This window comes from Shinella sp. OV683, assembly GCF_057787725.1.
This window is the reverse complement of sequence record NZ_CM173543.1, coordinates 5364241-5382353: the sequence shown is the minus strand read 5'-3', so window position 1 is coordinate 5382353 and position 18113 is coordinate 5364241. Positions and strand designations below refer to the sequence as shown.

The window sequence follows — 18113 nt, the reverse complement described above, 5'->3', positions numbered from 1 at the left end:
AACTGGATCTCGGACGGCAACGAGGGTTGACTGTTCCGTCAAATTCCACGCCCAAATCGCCCAGATGCTCTGGCGGCCGTTGTGCTTGTTGAAGCCGGTCGCCGACTTTTGCTCGCCATTTCCCCGCTACGCGACCAGGTCGCCGATACTGGCGGCGTAAAGCGCCTGGCCATAAGTCGAGCCGAGCTTGCCGGCCTTGAGCTGGGCAACATCGGCAATCTCCTCGATCCGACCCTTGCGCATGACGGCGAGCCTGTCGCAGAGGAAGGACACCACCGGCAGATTGTGCGTCACCAGCACATAGGTCAGGCCGCGTTCCTTCCTCAGCCGCTTCAGCAGGTTGAGCACCTCGGCCTGCACCGATACGTCCAGCGCCGAGGTCGGCTCATCAAGCAGCAGCACCTTCGGCTCCAGCATCAGGGCGCGGGCAATGGCCACACGCTGGCGCTGGCCGCCGGAAAGCTGGTGCGGAAAGCGGAAGCGGAAGCGACGGTCCAGCCCGACAGCCTCCATCGCCGCCTCGACCTTGGCGCCGCGATTGCCGATTCCATGGATGACCAGTGGCTCGGTCAATGTCGCGTCAATCGTTTTCTTGGGATGCAGCGAGCCGTAGGGGTCCTGAAACACCATCTGGCACATGAGCGCGATATCGCGCGAAATGCGGTGATGCACGGGCTTGCCCAGCATGCTGATCGAGCCGGACCATTCGGTCGCGAGACCGGCGATGGCTTTCAATACGGTCGATTTTCCCGAGCCGCTTTCCCCCACCAGCGCAAAACTCTCGCCAGCCGCGACGTCGAAGCTGATGTCATGGGTGATCTTCGACGGACCATAGGAGATGTCGAGATTCTTCAGGCTGAGCGCTGTCATGTCCGAGCCCCTTGGGTACGGGCGAGAACGGGCAGTTCGTCGCGGGTTTCGTTCATGCGCGGCATCGCGGCCAGCAGGCCACGCGTATAGGGATGCTGCGCCTCGGACAGTTTCGAAGCGATGCATTCCTCGACGATTTTGCCGCCATTCATCACCAGGATGCGATCGCAGTAGCGCGACACCAGCGCGAGATCATGGCTGATCAGGATCAGCCCCATGCCGCGCCGCGTCACCAGCTCGTCGATGATATTAAGCACTTCGGCCTGCACCGAAACGTCGAGAGCCGATGTTGGCTCGTCGGCGATCAGCAGATCCGGTTCCGGGATCAGCATCATGGCGATCATCACCCGCTGTCCCATGCCGCCGGAGATTTCATGCGGATAGAGCTTGAAGACCCTCTCAGGATCGTTGATCTGCACTGCCCTTAGCATCTCGAAGACGCGGGTGCGGATATCGCGGCCGGAGAGCTTCGTATGGATTTTCAGCGCTTCGGCGATCTGTTCGCCGATCGTCATCACAGGATTGAGCGAGAATTTCGGGTCCTGCATGACCATGGAGATCCGCGCACCGCGGATTGCCCGCATCTGCCTCTCGCTCTGGGTCAGCAGGTCGATGCCCTCGAATGACATCTTCTTGGCACTGACCTTGCCGGGCGAACGCACGAGCTTGAGGATCGAGCGGCCGGTCATGGATTTGCCGGAGCCGCTTTCACCGACGATGCCGAGGCGTTCACGACCCAGCGTGAAGGATATGCCACCGACCACGTCGACATCGCCGTTGAGGCCGGGGAATGTGACGCGCAGGCTTTCGACTTCAAGAATTGTCTCGCTCATTTCTTTTCTCCCTGCCGAGGATCGAGCACATCGCGCAATCCGTCACCGAGGAAGCAGAAGCCGAGGCTGACCACGATGATGGCGATGCCGGGCATGGTCGCCACCCACCACTGGTCGAAGATGAATGTGCGGCCGCGCGAGATCATCGCGCCCCATTCGGGCAGCGGCGGCTGCGCACCGAGACCGATGAAGCCGAGGCCGGCAGCGGTGAGGATGATGCCCGCCATGTCGAGCGTCACACGAATGATCATCGACGATGTGCAGAGCGGCAGGATATGCCGCAGCACCACGCGCATGGCGGATGCCCCCTGCAACTGGATAGCAGAGATGAATTCCGAATTGCGAAAGGTCAGCGTTTCGGCCCGCGCGATGCGGGCATAGGCCGGCCATGTGGTGATGGCGATGGCGATGATCGCGTTTTCAATGCCGGGTCCGAGCGCGGCGACAAAGGCCAGTGCCAGGATCAACTTCGGCATCGACAAGAAAATGTCGGTGATCCCCATGAGGATGCGGTCCACCCAACCGCCAGCATAGCCGGAGACAGCGCCGATCACCAGGCCGAGCGGGGCAGCGATCACGGCCACCAAAAGCACGATGGTCAGCGTGATGCGCGAGCCGTAGACGATACGCGAAAAGATATCGCGACCGAGCTCGTCGGTGCCCATCCAATGCGTCAGGCTCGGATGCGCAAGCCGGTTGGCCAGATCCTGCCCATCCGAGACATAGGGCGCGATCCAGGGCGCAAACAGCCCGGTGATGATCAGGATGAAGATGATGATTGCGCCGATCACCGCCAGCGGATTGCGCGCCAGCGCCAGCACGATGCGGTAAAAGCGGCCGATATCGGCCTGTAGCCGGGACTGCGGAAATTCGTCCAGCAGCCATTCGCGAGTAGTCGACATCAGCGAGCCCTCGGATCGAGGACGCGGTAGAGAACGTCCGATAGTTTGTTGATAAAAATGAACACGGCGCCGATGACCAACGTCGAGCCGAGCACGGCATTCATGTCGGCATTCAGAAGCGCGGAGGTCAGGTAGTTGCCGATGCCGGGCCAGGAAAACACGGTCTCGATCATCACGGAGCCTTCGAGCAGGCCGGCATAGGAGAGCGCGATGACGGTGATCAACGGCACGCGGATCGGCCTTAGTGCATGCCGCCAGAGCACCAGCCGTTCCGGCACGCCCTTGACCCGCGCAGTGGTGATATATTCCTGGCCGAGCTGGTCCAGCATGAAGGAACGCGTCATGCGGGCGATATAGGCGAGGCTGTAGAAGCCCAGTACGAAGGCCGGCAGCATTATATGGCTGACCGCACTCCAAAACACGTCCATGTCGCCGGCGACCAGGCTATCGACAAGCAGCAGGCCGGTGATCGGCGCGACCATGCCGTCGTAATAAATCTCGACGCGGCCCGGCCCGCCGACCCATTGCAGCTTTGCATAGAACAGCGCCAGCCCGACAAGACCGAGCCAGAAAGCCGGTACGGAATAGCCGAGCAGCCCCAGCACGCGGATAATCTGGTCGGTGAGCGAGCCCTGTCGACTGGCGGCATAGATGCCCATCGGCACGCCGATGACGACGCCGATGATGATGCCGAGCGTTGCCATTTCCAGCGTCGCCGGAAAGACACGGGCAAGGTCATCGATCACCAGGTTCTTGGTTGAGACTGAAGTGCCGAAATCGCCATGCAGGATATTCCAGACATAGTGCAGGAATTGCATGATCCACGGCTGGTCGAGGCCCAGTGCAAGCCGCGCCTTCTCATAGACGGCCGGCGGCGCACGGTCGCCAACGACGGCCAGAACCGGATCGATCGGCACGACACGGCCGATGAAGAATGTGATGGCCAGCAAGCCAAGGAAGGTCAGCGCCACGGTCAGCACGAATCCGGCAAATCCACGAAGAAATGACAAGGATCCCTTGGAAATTCGATTCGGACCCGGATCGCCCAAGGCGTTTCCTGGTGGCATCGCGTCTATGGTGCTCAAGCTGTTTCCCTTCGTCCGGCGCCAATCTCAACACCGGCAATTTTCCGGAAGCATAAAAATATGCTTGGAGGATGCAAGTTTATTTGCTTATATCAAAAAAATTTTTGTGGGAGAAAAACTTTTTTGCCGAATTCCGCACTCGCAAAGGAGGCGCCGGGAGCGCCCAAAGTCGGCGCCCTGATCAGGGCGCGGCGCCAGCAACTGAAGATGACGCTGTCGGATCTCGGCACCGCGTCAGGCGTCTCGGTCGGCTATCTCAGCCAGGTCGAGCGCGATCAGGCGACTCCGTCTCTCGGCACGCTGACCCAGGTGGCGCGTGCGCTCGATGTTGGCGTCGAGTATTTTATTGCCACGCCCAGCGCCCAGGACGCTTTCAGCCGCGCCGGCCAGCGGCCCAAATTCTCCATCGACGGCTCATCGATCATCTATGAGCGCTTGGGCGCCGATTTTCCCGGCAGCTCGCTGTCCTCCTACATCCTCACCGTGCCGCCGGGTTACCGCTCTGAGATGGTCAGCCACGAAGGCGAGGAGATTCTCTACATTCTCGAGGGTGAGATCACCCAGCGCGTCGATGACGACGAGTTCGTCATGCGGGCGGGCGACAGCCTGCATTTCCGGGGCAATCGGCCGCATGCCTGGAGAAACAATTCCGAACAATCCGCCCGACTCTTCTGGGCCGGCACGTTGGCGATGTTCCGCACCGGCAACGACAAACCATCCGAATAGGATATTCCGCCGGGCTGTTGTTCCGGCGGCAATGAAACCGACCTTGTTGAAAAGGGGGACTAAAAAATGAAGCTCTTCAAAGCGGCACTACTCGCCGCAGCACTCGCGATTCCCTTCGCGCCGCTCGCCGCCAAGGCCGAGACGCCGCCGAACGTTCTCGTCGTCGCCCAGAACATCGATGATATCGTCGCCATCGATCCGGCCGAGGCGTATGAGTTCTCCTCGGGCGAATATGTCACCCAGGTTTATGATCGCCTCGTTCAGTACGAGCCCGAGGACCTGACCAAGGTCAGCCCGGGTCTCGCTGAAAAGTGGACAGCCGACGAAGCGGCCAAGACCATCACGTTTACGTTGCGCGAAGGCGTCAAGTTCCATTCCGGCAACCCGCTGCGTGGCGAAGACGTCGTCTATTCGCTTGCCCGCGTCGTCAAACTCAACAAGGCCCCGGCCTTCATCCTGACCCAGCTCGGCTGGACGCCTGAAAACATCGGCGACATGGTCAAGGCCGATGGCAACACGGTGACCGTCAAGTTCACCGGCTCGTTCTCCTCGGCCTTCGTGCTCAATGTGCTGGCTGCCCGTCCGGGCTCGATCGTCGACGCGGAAACCGTCAAGGCCAACGAGAAGGACGGCGACTTCGGCAACGCCTGGCTGAACGCCAATTCGGCCGGTACCGGCCCGTTCAAGCTCAAGACCTATCGCGCCGGCGAAATGCTGGCGCTCGACGCCAACCCGGATTATTTCAAGGGTGCGCCGGCGGTAAAATCGGTCATCATCCGCCACGTTGCTGAATCGGCCACCCAGCAACTGCTGCTGCAGTCGGGTGACGTCGATATCGCCAAGAACCTGACGCCCGACCAGATCGCCGGCCTTAAGGATCTGACGGTCGAGACCTATCCACAGGCTGCTGTCCACTTCCTCAGCCTCAACCAGAAGGCCGCCGCGCTTCAGCCGGAGGCCGTCTGGGAAGCTGCGCGCTACCTCGTCGACTACAACGGCATGACGGATTCGTTCCTCAAGGGCCAGATGGATGTCCACCAGGCCTTCTGGCCGAAGGGTTTTCCCGGCTCCTATGACGAGAACCCCTACAGCTACAATCCGGAAAAGGCCAAGCAGATCCTGGCTGACGCCGGCATCAAGACGCCGGTCAAGGTGACCCTCGACGTCATCAACTCGGCGCCGTTCACCGACATGGCCCAATCACTGCAGGCATCGTTCGCCAAGGGCGGCATCGAGTTTGAAATCCTGCCGGGCACCGGCGGCCAGGTGATCACCAAGTACCGCGCCCGCACCCACGAAGCCATGCTGCTCTATTGGGGCCCGGACTTCATGGATCCGGATTCCAACGCCCATGCCTTTGCCTTCAATGAAGACAATGCCGATGACAAGTACCAGTCGACCACGACCTGGCGCAACGCCTGGGCCGTGCCGAAGGAGCTGAACGACGAAACCAAGGCGGCTCTTGCCGAGCCCGACCAGGCCAAGCGCAACGAGATGTATGTCGACTTGCAGAAAAAGGTGCAGGCCAAGTCGCCGATCATTGTCATGTTCCAGGCCGAGCTGCAAATTGCCATGTCCAAGAAGGTGCATGGTTATGTCAACGGCGCCCTGCCCGACTTCGTCTTCTACCGCACGGTCAAGAAAGACTAAGCTTGAACAATCGCTCCGGGCCGCTTGCCGGCCCGGAATCTCACTTGCCGCTTGATGTGGCGGTGGCTGTCTGTGGAGCGTCTTGGACCGAGCCCCCGATCGAACGCACCACGTCGATGAAGGCACGCAGGGCCGGCGCCATCTGCCGCTGCTGCGGATAGCACAAGAAATGCCCGGGGAAAGCCACGGACCAGCGTTCAAGCAGCGCCACCAGCCGTCCCGCATCTATATCGTCCCGGACAGCCTCCTCGGTCGAAAATCCGATACCGATCCCCTTCAACGCCGCCTGGGCTGCAAACTGCTTGTCATTGACGATCAGCGGGCCATTGACTGCGACCGAAAACCAGGCGCCGTTCTCGAAAAACTCCCAGGCATAGGGCGTCGTATGACCGGGCCAGCGCCACCGTATGCATCTGTGTTTCAAGAGATCCCGTGGATGTTCCGGACGGCCATGAACTGCCAGATATTCCGGCGACGCCACGGCGATTTGCCTGAGGTCCGGGCCTAGCCGCACCGCAACCATATCCCGCTCGATCACCTCGCTGATTCGGATCGACGCATCGTAACCACTGCCGACGAGATCGACCACGGCATCGTCCAGGGTGATGTCCAGGACGACGTCCGGGTAGTCCACGGCAAACCTCGTCAAGATCGGGTCAACGTATTTGGCGGCGGCTGAGCGAAATGCATGAATGCGCACCGTACCTGCAGGCCGCTCGCGATAAAGGCGGACCGAGCCGATCGCATCACCGAGTTCCGAAACCGCCGGCTGCACGCGCTTGAACAAGTTCTCCCCGGCTTCGGTCAGTCCGACACTGCGTGTCGTGCGATTGAGAAGCCGGATACCCACCCGCTCCTCAAAGCTCCGCACCATCTGGCTGAGCGCCGATGGAGAGACGCCGAGCATCTCGGCGGCACGGCTGAAGCTCAGCAATTCAGCGACGGCCACGAAGGCGCGCAGTTGGTTGTAGTCACTTCCGGACAGAACAGGTTCCATCCGCACTTATCACATTGTTTAGCCAGTCTTACAAGCACAGTAAGAAATGGCACCATTATGCATAACGATAACAAGTCCTATTTCCATGGCGTCACAGGAGATATCCACATGAAGACTTGGTTTATTACAGGCATTTCACGCGGGCTCGGCCTCGCATTGGCTAAGGCGGCTTTGGCACAGGGCGATACCGTCATAGGTACCGTCCGCAGCGGACATCCCGATCTGCCGGCCAGCAAGGGCTCGCTGCATGTCGTCACCACCGACGTGACCGACGCCGCGGCGATCCAGACGGCTGTAAGACAGGCGTTCGAACAGGTGGGCCAGATAGATGTCATCGTCAACAATGCAGGTTACGGCCTGCTTGGCGCGATAGAAAGCGCGGCGGACGAAGAGGTTGCGCGTCTGTTCGAGGTCGACGTGTTCGCGCCATTCCGTATCATCCGCGAGGCGCTGCCCTATCTCCGCAAGCAGAAAGGCGGCCACATCATCAATGTCACTTCGATCGCAGGGCGGGCGCCCGGTGCGGCATCGGGGATGTATTCCGCGGCGAAATATGCGCTGGAAGGCATGTCGGCGGCGCTCGCGCAGGAGGTGGCACCGCTGGGCATCAAGGTTACCGCTGTCGCGCCGGGCGCATTCCGCACGGATTTTCTATCGACCCATTCGATCCGCAAAAGCGAAACCCAGGCCGACGCTTATGCCGACAGCGTCGGTCGCGCCTATGCCGCACTCGATGCCATGGCAGGCAGCCAGATAGGCGATCCGGAACGCGCCGCCCATGCAATTCTGCAGCTTGTGCAGAGCGACAATCCGCCATTGCACCTTCTGTTGGGATCCGATGCGCTGCGTCGCGCCCGCATCAAGCTCGATGCCATGATCGAGGAGATCGACCGCTGGGAAGACGTCACCCTCAGCACCGATTTCGAGAAAGAGGCCGCAGGCTAAACAACGGGGACGGCGGCACATGCATGGATGCGCCGCCGTCCAATATCGTGAGTTCGACGCTTACTTGATCTGCGCCTGCAGCTTGCCGACATCGTCGGTGGTCATTTCACCTTCGGTCTCGACCTTGCCGTCCTTGATCTTCCAGAGGCGGAATGGGCCGGTGATGTCGCCATACTGGTCAAAATTGACCGGGCCGATCACGCCTTCATACTTGATCGGCTTGCCATCCTTGATCAGGCCGAGCGCCTTTGCGAACTCTTCCTTGCCGGCAAAGATCGGCGTGCCGGCCGGATCAACTGCCTTGAACATTGCATCCTTGATCTTGGCCGGATCTTCCGAGCCGGCAATCGCGATGGCCAGGCCGACAATGGCGCCGGCATCATAGGAGCGGTCGGCAGCCGGGTTGGATGGCTCGATGCCGGAGAATTCCTTGTAGTTCTTCATGAAATAATCGGTCGAGGCCGTCGGGCTGGTGCCGGACGACGTGCCGTAGGCTTCCTTCAGATAATCGGCGCCGACCGAGTCGATGAAGTCGGGGCTGTTCATGCCGTCATTGAGCAGGAATTTCTGCACGCCACCCTGCGAGATCCATGTGCGGGCAATGGTTGCGCCATCGACGGGATAGCTGATGAGATAGAGGCCATCCGGCTCGCCGCCCATGGCAGCAGTGACTTCAGAAGCATAGCTCGACTGCTTCTCATTGTAGGGCGTGTCGGAGACGATCGTGCCGCCGAGCGCCTTATAGGCGCGTGAGAATTCGGCCACCATGTTGACGCCGAAGTCGTTGTTGACATGGATGATCGACAGTTTCTTGAAGCCCTTGTCGATGGCATATTTCGCAGCCGCAACGCCCTGCAGCGCATCCGACGTGATGGTGCGGAAGAAGATGCCGTTGGTCTTGCCGTCGCGGCCGAGCGCGGTCAGCGTCGGCGAGGACGAGGCGGGCGAAACCTGGACGATCTTGGCCGGACCGGTGACCGAGGTCAGGATCGGGATCGACACCGACGAAATGATGCCGCCGATGACGACAGGCACCTTCTTGACTTGCACGAGCTGCGTGGCAGCGTCGACGGCGACATTGCCCTGGCTCTGGCTGTCGCGGGTATCTGTGGCGAGATCGCAACCGCGCACGCCGCCGGCGGCGTTGATGTCGCGGAACGCCATTTCGACGGATTTCGCGCCCGCCTGGCCGTATTCGCCGGCCGGGCCGGTCAGTTCCATCACCAGGCCGACGGTGATCTTGCAATCGGCGGCGTTGGCGATACCGGCGGTGCCGGCAAGCAGCAGCGCTACAGTGAGTTGAATGAGTGTCTTCTTCATCGTGGTTCCCTCTTTTTAGATGTGACTTATTCCCAGATTTGAAGGCGGACGTTATCCGCCGGCCTGTCAGGTCTCGACCGTCTGCATCCAGGTTTCATGCAGATGGCGCCATTCGACGCCGCACGGCGCCGATGAACTCTCGATGAAAAGCGCGCTTGCACGACGGGCGGTTCGTGCGCCATCGCGATGCTGCTTTTCGATATAGGTGACCGCGATCATGTCATTGCGCTGCCAGAGCGGCGTGATGTCGATGATCTCGATGCTGAAATTGCCGGCATGGCTGCCGCGATTGGCGCGCACGTAGTCGACCACGGCGGTGCGATCGAGCATGGCGCCGCTCGGTGGGATCATGTGCATGTCCTGGCCCATCGCGCGCTCGAACCGACCGAAATCGGTATCCGCTGAAGTCGCCTTGTCGTACCACGCGACGAAGAAGTCGTGCAGTCCGACGATTTCGGCAGTGGCGCGTTCAAGCAGCGAGGGCGAATTGCTCATTGCTTCCCCGCATTCAGGTTGTAATGCATGATCGAGCCGTGGCGGCCGTTGCGATCGCGTTCCAGCGTATAGACGTCGCCGAGCGGGCCCGTGCTCTGGTCGATGATTGCCCTGATCTTTTCGTGGTCGGCCGCGCTCAAAGCGATGTCCATGATGCCGGCATTGGCCATCGCATGCGCCTGGTTGCGGGCGCCGACGATGACGGCGGCCACCTGCGGCTGGGTCAGAACCCAGGCGCTGGCGATAGTGGCGACATCGACACCATATTGATCGCCGATGCTCTTCAACGTTCCGAGCAGTTGCTGGAACAGGTCCCAACCGCCGAAATCGTCGATGATCAGCTTGTATTTGACCAGCGAACGGTTTTCGAGCGGCATATCGGGTTCCGGCTGGCCAAGCCACTTGTCGCTGAGGAAGCCGCCGGCGACCGAGCCATAGCAGAGGAACTTGACGTTGTTCTCCACGGCAAGCGCTGTCAGATGATTGGCGGCTCGCTGGTCGAGTACCGAATATTGCAGCTGCTGGCTGACCAAAGGAATGCCGGCCTTGAGGATTTCGGCGACGCGCGGCGTGTCGAAATTGGTGGTGCCGACATTGCGCACCTTGCCTTCGATGCGCATCTCGTTCAGCCAGCCCATCGCATCGACATAGCCGGACTGGGCGTAGTCCCACCAATGGAACTGGACGAGATCGAGCCGCTCTGTCTTCAGCCGTTTCAGCGATTGCTCGACGATGCCTCTGATATAGTCTCGGCTGATGCGCGGCAGCACTTCGAGGTCGGGCACCAGCTTGGTGTGCACCTTCATGCTGGCGGCGACATCGAGACCGCGTTCGCTGGCGAGCCGAAGACGCGCGGCACCGATCAGTTCCTCGACGCCTGCGTAGATGTCGGCGCAATCATAAGTGGTGATACCGGCATCGAAGGCGGCGATGAGGTCGGTGACCGCCTGGTCGCGGTCGACCGCTCCATGTCCGCCAGCCAGCTGCCAGCCGCCGCGAATGACGCGGGAAATAGTGTATCCGGGGCTGAGTTCGAAGGTCTTGGTCATGTCACTTACTCTTTCTCGGCGTCCGGCAGCGGCACAGCCGTCGTGGCCGCGTGGCTGAATTTGCGCTTCTCGAGCCGCACGATCCGCAGCCGGCTGGCACAATGAGGGTCCGGGCAGGCGATCTCGGCATCCGAGGTCATCCAGTCGTTCTTGTGGGTCGGCCGCTGCTTGGCTGCCAGAAGAGGCAATACGGCGGAAATCGAATAGATCGAAAATCCCTGGCCGGCCGGCATCGACAGCATCTCGCCCTTGAGCTCGAAGTAATCGCCTTCCTTAGCCCCGCAATAGATCGGCTTGCCCTCGGGGATCACCGCCTCGACGCGCAGGTCGTAGAGTTCGAAGCTGTCGTCGCTCATCTCACACCTCCGTGCGCGAGAAGGTCACCTCGCATGCGCCGTTCTGGCGAATGATGCCGCAGGCCGTAGCGAAATGCTCGCGTTCCTCAGGCCGCACCTGCGCCACGACACTGCCGGCCAGCCAGCCGATGGGGAACAGCAGCCGCGCGCCGGCACCATAATAAAGGCCGATATCGAAGACCGGGTCGGGATTGCCGCCCCACATGCGCGGCGGCACGTAGGAGAGAACGATATCGCCGGGCTGCGGATTGAGAGTCGCGTTTTCCGGCGGCAACGCCACGGCATAGGAAGCGCCGACGAGATGTGCCGACGGGATCGGGCAGGAGATTTCCGGACCGGTCCACATCGCATGGATGCCCCCGACCACGCGCGGCTCCGAGAGATAATCCCAGAAAAAGGCTGCATTGTCCGGCGCCTTGGCTGGCAGCAGCGGGGCAGTGACGGAAAGGCCGGATCTCGGCTCGGTGATGAGGATTGCTGATGTGCTCATGCGTTGTTTTCCTGTGCTTGGGCGTCAGCCAGCAGCTTGGTGCGGAGAAAGGCGAAGGGGCGGCTGATATCGGCGGCCAGCGCCTCGCGGGCTGCTTGCTGATCCTTGGCGGCGAGAGCCGTGACGATGCTGCGGTGATAGTGGGCGGTGTCGACCTCGCCGGCCTCCGAGAAGGCATAGATTGCCACGCGGATGCAGGGGCCGGATTGCAGCCAGAGGCTCTCGATCATCGGGATCAGCACGGCCGAGCCACAGGCGCGGTAGATCTCGAAATGGAAGCTCTGGTTGAGCGTTACCTCGCGGTCGACATCCTTTTTCTGTTTCAGCGCGCGCATCTCGTCCCACTCGCCGAGCATGCCTTCAGTGATGGCGATCTGGCGCGGCGTCATGCGGCTGGCGGCAAGGGCGATCGCCTCGCCCTCGATGAGGATCCGGGTGCGAAGCAGGTCGTCCATGCGTTCAAGCGTAATCGGCGGCACGCGGACGGAGCGATTGGGCAAGGCTTCCAATGCTTTTTCGGTGATCAGCCGCCCCACGGCTTCGCGCACCGGCATGGTGCTGGTCGCCAGCGCATCGGCCAGACCGCGAATAGTCAACACCTGGCCGGGCTCGAACAAGCCGCCGATCAGTGCGCGCCGTAGCTCGGTGTAGACGCGATCCTGCACGGTCTCACGTCCCACAGGCGCCAGCTGCACTGTCGCAACGTCATTGGTTTTTTCCAGGCTGGGCTTCATCAACATCGGTCATCCAAATTTTTTGCTTGCGAATTATTTTAAGCTTAATATTGTGATCAATGCAAGTGTGATCACAGATCACAACAAAAAATCATGAGGCGGCGATGATCCGTTTCGGCCAGAGGGTACGATGAGTTCAGTTTCAATGAGAGAGGCGCAACCTCCCGGCGGCTCCGTGCTCGCGGCGCGGAATATCGTCCGCCGCTTCGGCGGGCTCTATGCCGTCAACGATGTGTCGTTCGAAGTGCGGCGTGGCGAAATCCTCGGGCTGATCGGGCCTAACGGCGCCGGCAAGACGACGATGTTCGATCTTCTCGCCGGCAGCATCCCGCCGAGCAGCGGCAGGATCATATTGAACGATGTCGACGTTTCCGGCGAGGTGCCGCACCGGCGCATCAACCGTGGGCTTGGCCGCACGTTCCAGATCCCGCGGCCGCTCGCCAATCTCAGCCTGGTCGAAAATGTCATGCTCGCCGGCCAGAACCAGACGGGCGAAAGCTTGATCGCCAATTTCCTGAAACCGTTCCGCGTCGCGGCCGAGGAGAGGATCGCCGAGGAAAAGGCGATGGAACTGCTGGACCTCGTGCTTCTGTCACGGCTGGCCCACGAGCCCGCCCGCGTGCTTTCCGGCGGCCAGCGCAAGCTGCTGGAACTCGCTCGCGTCATGATGGCCGACCCCGCGATCATCCTGCTCGACGAGCCAGCCGCCGGCGTCAATGCCACGCTTCTCGAGGTGATCATGGACCGCATCCGCGAGATCAATGCCCGCGGCGTCACCTTCCTGCTCATCGAGCACAATATCGATATGGTCACCCGGCTCTGCCACCGTGTGCTGGTGATGGCCAGCGGGCAGTTGATCTGCGAGGGCACCGCAGCGGAAGTCGCGCGTGATCCAAGGGTCATCGAAGCCTATTTGGGAGGTGCGGCATGAGCGAAGCGGTCCTTCAGGTTCGAGATCTCGTCGCCGGCTATGAGCCCGGCGTTCCGATCGTGCGTAGCGCGTCCATCACGGTCAATCGCGGCGAGATCGTCGTGGTGCTCGGCCCCAATGGTGCCGGCAAATCCAGCCTTATCAAGGCAATCGCCGGCCTTGTTCCTGTGTCGAGCGGCACCGTGCTGCTTGAGGGGAAGGACATCACCACCACGCCTGCTCACCAGATGGTGCGCATGGGCCTGGCCTTCGTGCCGCAGACGGAAAACATCTTTCCGCTGATGAGCGTCGAGGACAACCTCAAGACCGCGGGCGGCATCCTCAAGCCCAGGGAAGCGGCCGAACGCATCGACAAGATGTATGTGACCTTTCCCGATCTCAAGGCGTTCCGCCGCACAGGCGCTGGTAATCTCTCCGGCGGCCAGCGGCAGATGCTGGCGGTTGCGCGTGCGCTGATCGTCGAGCCGAAACTTCTGGTGCTTGACGAGCCTTCGGCAGGCCTGTCGCCCAAATTCGTCTCGATGGTGTTTTCGATGCTCAGCGATATCCGCAATTCCGGCGTCACCATCCTGCTGGTCGAGCAGAACGCCAAGGCAGCCCTGAAGATCGGCGACCGCGCCTATGTGTTGGTCGAAGGCAAGGATGCGCATGAGGGTGTTGCTTCCGAACTCTGGAACGATCCTGTCGTCGCCGAGCTCTATCTCGGCCAGCGTGCCCATAAGAATGCAGGAGGCACAGCATGAACCTGCAATTCATCGTCGACGGATTGCTCACCGGCTCGATGATCGGCCTTGGTGCGATTGGCGTCACGCTGACCTATTCGATCCTCCGCTTTTCGAATTTCGCGCATGGCGACTTCATGGCCTGGGGCACCTATGCAACGCTGGCCGTGGTCAGCGCCATTGGCGCGATGTTCGGTAAATTTGCACCGATCGGCGCGCTGTCCTTCGGCTGGCCGCTGATCGTTGCCGTCATTCTCGGCTGTGCCCTGACAGGCGTCCTGGCGCTGACGCTTGATCTCGTGTTGTTTTCTCGGCTACGTTCGAAGGGCCAGTCGATCATCGTCGTGATGGCCAGTTTCGGCGCCTCGATGGCACTCAGGAGCCTGCTGGAATTCATCTTCACATCGCGGCCGGCCTATTTCTCCAAGGCGATCCAGATGGCGATGCCGGTCGGTTTCGGCATCCGCATCACGCCTGACCAGATCGCACTGTTGCTCGTCACCGCCGCATTGGTTGCCGGTACGCATCTCCTTATGACGCGCACGCAGACCGGACGCTCCATGCAGGCCGTAAGCCAGAATGCGGCGCTCGCCCGTGTTGTCGGTATCGACGTTAACAGGGTCATTCGCGTTACCTGGGTGTTGGGCGGCGCACTCGCCTGCGTGGCGGGCGCTATGATCGGCATTCTCGTGCAGATCCGGCCGCTGATGGGCTTTGACATGCTGCTGCCGATGTTTGCGGCGGCGATCCTTGGCGGGATCGGCAGTGTGCCGGGCGCGGTGCTGGGCGGGCTGATCATCGGCGTCGCCGAAGCCGGCGCCGTGCAACTCGTCGGCGCGGAATGGCGCGCCGCGATCTCCTTCGTCATCCTCATGGCGGTTTTGTTCGTCCGACCTATCGGCATATTCGGAGTGCGCGAGAGATGATCGATCTTCTTGGATATGGCGCGTTCTTCCTGACCACAGCGCTGATTTTCGCGCTCATTACCCTTGGTCTGAACCTGCAATGGGGCCTGACCGGCCTCTTCAACGTCGGTGTCGCCGGTTTCGTGGCGATCGGCGCCTACACATCGGCGTTGCTGACCACGCCGGACGATATCGCCCGCTTCGGTGGCTTTGACATGCCGATCGTTATCGGCTGGCTGGGCGCGATGCTGGTGGCTGGCCTCGCGGCTGCCGTCACCGGTTTTGCGACGCTCAGGCTGAAATCGGATTATCTGGCGATCACGACATTCGGCGTTGCCGTCGTCGTGCAACTCGTGGCGCTGAATGCGCAAGGGCTGACTGGCGGCGCGTTCGGCATCGGCTTCATTCCCCGGCCGTTTGCCAGTCTTGCCGAAACCCCGCTGTTGTTCAATCTCTCCAACGTGGCAATCGTCGCCGTCGTGACGCTGGTGACCTATCTCGCGCTCCAGCATCTGACGAGAAGCCCGTGGGGTCGGGTGCTGAAGGCGCTGCGTGAAGACGAACGTGCCGCGATCTCGCTCGGCAAGAGCGCGCGTTTCTATCGCGTCCAGGCCTTTGCGGTCGGCGGTGCCTTGATGGGTCTGGCGGGCGCCGTGCAGGCACATTTCATCGGCTTCATCGCGCCGGAAAATTACCTGCCGATGCTGACATTCCAGGTCTGGGTGATGCTGATCGTCGGCGGATCGGGAAGCAACAAGGGTGCTGTGATCGGCGCTATCCTCGTCTGGGCAATCTGGGCTGGATCGGGCACCTTTGTCAGCACCTTCGTTCCGCCCGAGCAACAGGCGCGTGCCGCCGCGCTGCAGATCGTCGCCATCGGCGTCATGCTCTGCGTCATCCTGCTGGTGCGACCGAATGGATTGTTTGGCAACATGACGGAACGCCGCCGCTTCGGGCTCAGGAAGCAAGCCGCGGATGCAGCCGGTCCAGCGAAATGACCGACATCTCGCTCTGGCATGCTGTGGGCCGCAATCGCCGGGACCGCCCAAGGCTGGAAACAGAAGTGGTGGCCGATCTCGCCGTTATCGGCGGCGGCTTTTCCGGCCTGTCGGCTGCCTTGCATGCGGCGGAACGAGGCCTCTCGGTTGTCGTGCTCGAGGCCGAGATCATCGCCTGGGGCGCGACTGGCCGGAATGCCGGTTTTGTCGTGCCGAACTTTGCCAAGATGGACCCGGATCACATCACGGCCTATCTCGGTGCCGAGCGCGGCGAGCGCCTGATCGACTTCGCCAGCGGAAGCGGCGACCTCGTGTTCGATCTCATCAAGCGCCACGGCATGGAGTGTGATGCGGAGCAAAGTGGCTGGATCCAGCCGGCGCATTCGGAGGCCGCCTTCGACAAGGTGAAGTCCCGGGCTGATCAATGGGCCAGGCGGGATCGATCTGCCGTGGTTCTCGACGCCAGCGAGATAGAGAAGACGACCGGGGCCAAGGGCTACGCTGGCGGCTGGACGGATCGTTCCGGCGGGCTTCTCAATCCGGTGGAGTATGCGCGTGGTCTGGCCGATGCGGCTGAAGCAGCCGGGGCTCAAATCTTTGAACGCAGCCCCGTAACCGCGATTGCCCGAGAGAAGAATGGATACCGGCTGAAGACGCCACTGGGTTCAGTGCGTGCCGGCAAGGTCTTCATCGCCACCAATGCTTATGGCGGTGCACTCGACCCGACGCTTGCCAGGACCTATTTTCCGCTCAGGGTTTTCCAGATCGCTACCGAGCCCCTACCGCAATCGGTTCGTTCGCACCTGCTGCCGGGCAATCAATGTGTCTCCGATACCCGGCGAAATCTTTTCACCTTCCGTTTTGACGCTGCAAACCGGCTGATCTCGGGGGGCATGCACATTTTCAGCCCGGGAGCCGAAGAACGGGTGCCCCGTGCCATCCGTCAACGCTTGGCCTATATGCTGGAACTCCAAGATATTCCGCCGATCGCCTATGCCTGGTCGGGGATGGCGGCTGTGGAGCCGGATTTCCTGCCGCATCTCGTCGATCTCGGCCCCGGGCTGATCGCAGGTTTCGCCTGTAATGGTCGCGGGATTGCATTGACGACGGCCATGGGCAAGGTGCTGGCCGATTGGGCCAGTGGCGCGAACGCCAGGGATCTGGCCATTCCGTTCTCGCCGCCGAAAGCCATTCCGCTGCACGGTCTCGTGAAACACGCGCCCAACATGCTCCTGCCATGGAGCATGCTGCGTGACAGACTCGACGAGGTCGGATCGGTCTGATCAGGAGCCGGCGGCCTCTTTCGGATGGCTGATCGAGTCGCGCACCTTGCCATATTCGCTGCCCCAGTCGTCGGTCATGTCGCAACGGACATCCCACAATTCCGGGAAGAAGCGATGCCGTCCGCCGGCGGCCAGCAATTCGACTGGTCGGCCCTTCAGCGACTTCGAGCCCAAGCCAATCGAGCGGTGAATAAGGTAAAGGTGCATGGCGCGGAATTTCTGGAACAGTTCGTCGAACTCGATCAGCGCCTCGGCGACGACATAGCTGTCGCCATGATCGTATTTGGTATCGTAGATATCACGGACGGTCTGGCCGCGACCATCGAGGTAATGGGTCTTGAAGGCTTCCCACAGATCCATCGGCATGCGCAGCAGAAACTTGAAACCGGGCGATTCCTGGCCGCTGCCATTGCCAAGCTGCAAGCGGATTTCCTGATATTCCTTGGGCGACATGGTTTCGAGCACATCGAGTTGCTCGGTCATCATCCGCATCAGCCGATGGACGCGGCCCATCAGCGTGACGATGCGATGGGCATTCTGCTTTTCGATGTAATCGATGACATCAACCAGCGTATAGGCGATCAGCTTCATCCAGAGCTCTTCAACCTGGTGGACGATCTGGAATTGCAACTCGTCTGAGTTGGCCATGTCAGCCAACGGCTTCTGACAGTCGAGCAGCCTGTCGACATTGAGATAGACGCCGTAATCGAGCATCTGCGGCGCTTCGATGCGGGCGTAATAGTCTTGTTTGTTCATGTCGATGTCGCTCCAGTCGTTTTTCGTTCCCGAGGGAAGTTTACGCTTCGGCGCACAGATATTGTT

General features: G+C 61.1%; 20 protein-coding genes. 8 read left to right on the top strand and 12 right to left on the bottom strand.

The features are described from left to right. Positions 1-126: 126 nt before the first annotated feature. Genes ACXHRN_RS26060 through ACXHRN_RS26045 form a run of 4 tightly spaced genes read right to left on the bottom strand, consistent with a single transcriptional unit; the run spans position 127 to position 3672 of the window. A complete protein-coding gene (locus tag ACXHRN_RS26060; RefSeq protein ID WP_488639162.1) occupies positions 127-870 on the bottom strand; it encodes an ABC transporter ATP-binding protein in 744 nt (247 codons plus the stop codon). Next, complete coding sequence (locus ACXHRN_RS26055) at positions 867-1703, bottom strand: ABC transporter ATP-binding protein (RefSeq protein WP_488639161.1); 837 nt, start codon at positions 1701-1703, stop codon at positions 867-869. Before ACXHRN_RS26055 ends, ACXHRN_RS26060 begins: the two co-directional genes overlap by 4 nt. After that, the gene (locus ACXHRN_RS26050; protein ID WP_488639160.1) at positions 1700-2605 is read right to left on the bottom strand and encodes an ABC transporter permease; all 906 of its coding nucleotides are present in this window, start codon (positions 2603-2605) and stop codon (positions 1700-1702) included. Before ACXHRN_RS26050 ends, ACXHRN_RS26055 begins: the two co-directional genes overlap by 4 nt. Continuing rightward, on the bottom strand, positions 2605-3672 hold the full coding sequence (locus tag ACXHRN_RS26045; RefSeq protein ID WP_488642034.1) for an ABC transporter permease: 1068 nt from the start codon (positions 3670-3672) through the stop codon (positions 2605-2607). The genes ACXHRN_RS26050 and ACXHRN_RS26045 overlap by 1 nt, the downstream gene beginning before the upstream one ends. Positions 3673-3813: 141 nt before the next feature. Between ACXHRN_RS26045 and ACXHRN_RS26040 the strand changes: the two genes are divergently transcribed. Both ACXHRN_RS26040 and ACXHRN_RS26035 read left to right on the top strand, forming a co-directional pair. After that, the gene (locus ACXHRN_RS26040) at positions 3814-4416 is read left to right on the top strand and encodes a helix-turn-helix domain-containing protein (protein ID WP_488639159.1); all 603 of its coding nucleotides are present in this window, start codon (positions 3814-3816) and stop codon (positions 4414-4416) included. A gap of 66 nt (positions 4417-4482) precedes the next feature. After that, positions 4483-6066 carry an ABC transporter substrate-binding protein gene (locus ACXHRN_RS26035; RefSeq protein WP_488639158.1) on the top strand — a complete coding sequence of 528 codons (1584 nt, stop codon included), beginning with the start codon at positions 4483-4485 and terminating at the stop codon, positions 6064-6066. A gap of 40 nt (positions 6067-6106) precedes the next feature. On the opposite strand, the gene ACXHRN_RS26030 is transcribed toward ACXHRN_RS26035, so the two are convergent. Next, a complete protein-coding gene (locus ACXHRN_RS26030; protein ID WP_488639157.1) occupies positions 6107-7063 on the bottom strand; it encodes a LysR family transcriptional regulator in 957 nt (318 codons plus the stop codon). 108 nt (positions 7064-7171) lie between these two features. On the opposite strand from ACXHRN_RS26030, the gene ACXHRN_RS26025 reads away from it, so the two are divergent. Beyond that, complete coding sequence (locus ACXHRN_RS26025) at positions 7172-8008, top strand: oxidoreductase (RefSeq protein ID WP_488639156.1); 837 nt, start codon at positions 7172-7174, stop codon at positions 8006-8008. 60 nt (positions 8009-8068) lie between these two features. On the opposite strand, the gene ACXHRN_RS26020 is transcribed toward ACXHRN_RS26025, so the two are convergent. From ACXHRN_RS26020 to ACXHRN_RS25995, 6 genes are all read right to left on the bottom strand, one after another. Further along, complete coding sequence (locus ACXHRN_RS26020; protein ID WP_488639155.1) at positions 8069-9328, bottom strand: ABC transporter substrate-binding protein; 1260 nt, start codon at positions 9326-9328, stop codon at positions 8069-8071. Between the two features lie 66 nt (positions 9329-9394). Beyond that, entirely contained in the window at positions 9395-9823 is a 429-nt protein-coding gene (locus ACXHRN_RS26015; RefSeq protein ID WP_488639154.1) for a hypothetical protein, read from the bottom strand. Further along, on the bottom strand, positions 9820-10872 hold the full coding sequence (locus tag ACXHRN_RS26010; protein ID WP_488639153.1) for an aldo/keto reductase: 1053 nt from the start codon (positions 10870-10872) through the stop codon (positions 9820-9822). Before ACXHRN_RS26010 ends, ACXHRN_RS26015 begins: the two co-directional genes overlap by 4 nt. Positions 10873-10877: 5 nt before the next feature. Beyond that, the gene (locus tag ACXHRN_RS26005; protein WP_488639152.1) at positions 10878-11228 is read right to left on the bottom strand and encodes a TIGR04076 family protein; all 351 of its coding nucleotides are present in this window, start codon (positions 11226-11228) and stop codon (positions 10878-10880) included. A 1-nt stretch (position 11229) separates the two neighbouring features. After that, on the bottom strand, positions 11230-11718 hold the full coding sequence (locus ACXHRN_RS26000; protein ID WP_488639151.1) for a DUF3830 family protein: 489 nt from the start codon (positions 11716-11718) through the stop codon (positions 11230-11232). Next, complete coding sequence (locus ACXHRN_RS25995; protein ID WP_488642033.1) at positions 11715-12452, bottom strand: GntR family transcriptional regulator; 738 nt, start codon at positions 12450-12452, stop codon at positions 11715-11717. Before ACXHRN_RS25995 ends, ACXHRN_RS26000 begins: the two co-directional genes overlap by 4 nt. Before the next feature lie 130 nt (positions 12453-12582). Here ACXHRN_RS25995 and ACXHRN_RS25990 point away from each other — a divergent pair, with 130 nt between their 5' ends. The 5 genes from ACXHRN_RS25990 to ACXHRN_RS25970 are packed head-to-tail and all read left to right on the top strand — an operon-like array spanning position 12583 to position 17291. Further along, positions 12583-13383, top strand: coding sequence for an ABC transporter ATP-binding protein (locus tag ACXHRN_RS25990; protein ID WP_488639150.1), 801 nt, complete (start codon positions 12583-12585; stop codon positions 13381-13383). After that, positions 13380-14126: an ABC transporter ATP-binding protein gene (locus tag ACXHRN_RS25985; protein ID WP_488639149.1), complete on the top strand. Its 747-nt coding sequence runs from the start codon at positions 13380-13382 to the stop codon at positions 14124-14126. Before ACXHRN_RS25990 ends, ACXHRN_RS25985 begins: the two co-directional genes overlap by 4 nt. Continuing rightward, the gene (locus ACXHRN_RS25980; RefSeq protein WP_488639148.1) at positions 14123-15031 is read left to right on the top strand and encodes a branched-chain amino acid ABC transporter permease; all 909 of its coding nucleotides are present in this window, start codon (positions 14123-14125) and stop codon (positions 15029-15031) included. Before ACXHRN_RS25985 ends, ACXHRN_RS25980 begins: the two co-directional genes overlap by 4 nt. After that, positions 15028-16008, top strand: a complete 981-nt coding sequence (locus ACXHRN_RS25975) for a branched-chain amino acid ABC transporter permease (RefSeq protein ID WP_488639147.1) — start codon at positions 15028-15030, stop codon at positions 16006-16008. Before ACXHRN_RS25980 ends, ACXHRN_RS25975 begins: the two co-directional genes overlap by 4 nt. After that, positions 16005-17291, top strand: coding sequence for an NAD(P)/FAD-dependent oxidoreductase (locus ACXHRN_RS25970; protein WP_488639146.1), 1287 nt, complete (start codon positions 16005-16007; stop codon positions 17289-17291). The genes ACXHRN_RS25975 and ACXHRN_RS25970 overlap by 4 nt, the downstream gene beginning before the upstream one ends. Here the strand turns inward: ACXHRN_RS25970 and ACXHRN_RS25965 are convergent, their stop codons facing one another. After that, positions 17292-18047 (bottom strand): tryptophan 2,3-dioxygenase family protein, encoded by a 756-nt coding sequence (locus ACXHRN_RS25965; protein ID WP_488639145.1) that lies wholly within the window; start codon positions 18045-18047, stop codon positions 17292-17294. Between the last annotated feature and the right edge of the window lie 66 nt (positions 18048-18113).

Coding starts and splice junctions, on each gene's coding strand:
- ACXHRN_RS25975 (WP_488639147.1), top strand. CDS start 15,028: ATGATCGATCTTCTTGGATATGGCGCGTTCTTCCTGACCACAGCGCTG.
- ACXHRN_RS26055 (WP_488639161.1), bottom strand. CDS start 1,703: ATGAGCGAGACAATTCTTGAAGTCGAAAGCCTGCGCGTCACATTCCCC.
- ACXHRN_RS25980 (WP_488639148.1), top strand. CDS start 14,123: ATGAACCTGCAATTCATCGTCGACGGATTGCTCACCGGCTCGATGATC.
- ACXHRN_RS25965 (WP_488639145.1), bottom strand. CDS start 18,047: ATGAACAAACAAGACTATTACGCCCGCATCGAAGCGCCGCAGATGCTC.
- ACXHRN_RS26035 (WP_488639158.1), top strand. CDS start 4,483: ATGAAGCTCTTCAAAGCGGCACTACTCGCCGCAGCACTCGCGATTCCC.
- ACXHRN_RS26005 (WP_488639152.1), bottom strand. CDS start 11,228: ATGAGCGACGACAGCTTCGAACTCTACGACCTGCGCGTCGAGGCGGTG.
- ACXHRN_RS26015 (WP_488639154.1), bottom strand. CDS start 9,823: ATGAGCAATTCGCCCTCGCTGCTTGAACGCGCCACTGCCGAAATCGTC.
- ACXHRN_RS26060 (WP_488639162.1), bottom strand. CDS start 870: ATGACAGCGCTCAGCCTGAAGAATCTCGACATCTCCTATGGTCCGTCG.
- ACXHRN_RS26020 (WP_488639155.1), bottom strand. CDS start 9,328: ATGAAGAAGACACTCATTCAACTCACTGTAGCGCTGCTGCTTGCCGGC.
- ACXHRN_RS26050 (WP_488639160.1), bottom strand. CDS start 2,605: ATGTCGACTACTCGCGAATGGCTGCTGGACGAATTTCCGCAGTCCCGG.
- ACXHRN_RS26025 (WP_488639156.1), top strand. CDS start 7,172: ATGAAGACTTGGTTTATTACAGGCATTTCACGCGGGCTCGGCCTCGCA.
- ACXHRN_RS25970 (WP_488639146.1), top strand. CDS start 16,005: ATGACCGACATCTCGCTCTGGCATGCTGTGGGCCGCAATCGCCGGGAC.
- ACXHRN_RS26030 (WP_488639157.1), bottom strand. CDS start 7,063: ATGGAACCTGTTCTGTCCGGAAGTGACTACAACCAACTGCGCGCCTTC.
- ACXHRN_RS26045 (WP_488642034.1), bottom strand. CDS start 3,672: ATGCCACCAGGAAACGCCTTGGGCGATCCGGGTCCGAATCGAATTTCC.
- ACXHRN_RS25985 (WP_488639149.1), top strand. CDS start 13,380: ATGAGCGAAGCGGTCCTTCAGGTTCGAGATCTCGTCGCCGGCTATGAG.
- ACXHRN_RS26010 (WP_488639153.1), bottom strand. CDS start 10,872: ATGACCAAGACCTTCGAACTCAGCCCCGGATACACTATTTCCCGCGTC.
- ACXHRN_RS25995 (WP_488642033.1), bottom strand. CDS start 12,452: ATGAAGCCCAGCCTGGAAAAAACCAATGACGTTGCGACAGTGCAGCTG.
- ACXHRN_RS25990 (WP_488639150.1), top strand. CDS start 12,583: ATGAGTTCAGTTTCAATGAGAGAGGCGCAACCTCCCGGCGGCTCCGTG.
- ACXHRN_RS26000 (WP_488639151.1), bottom strand. CDS start 11,718: ATGAGCACATCAGCAATCCTCATCACCGAGCCGAGATCCGGCCTTTCC.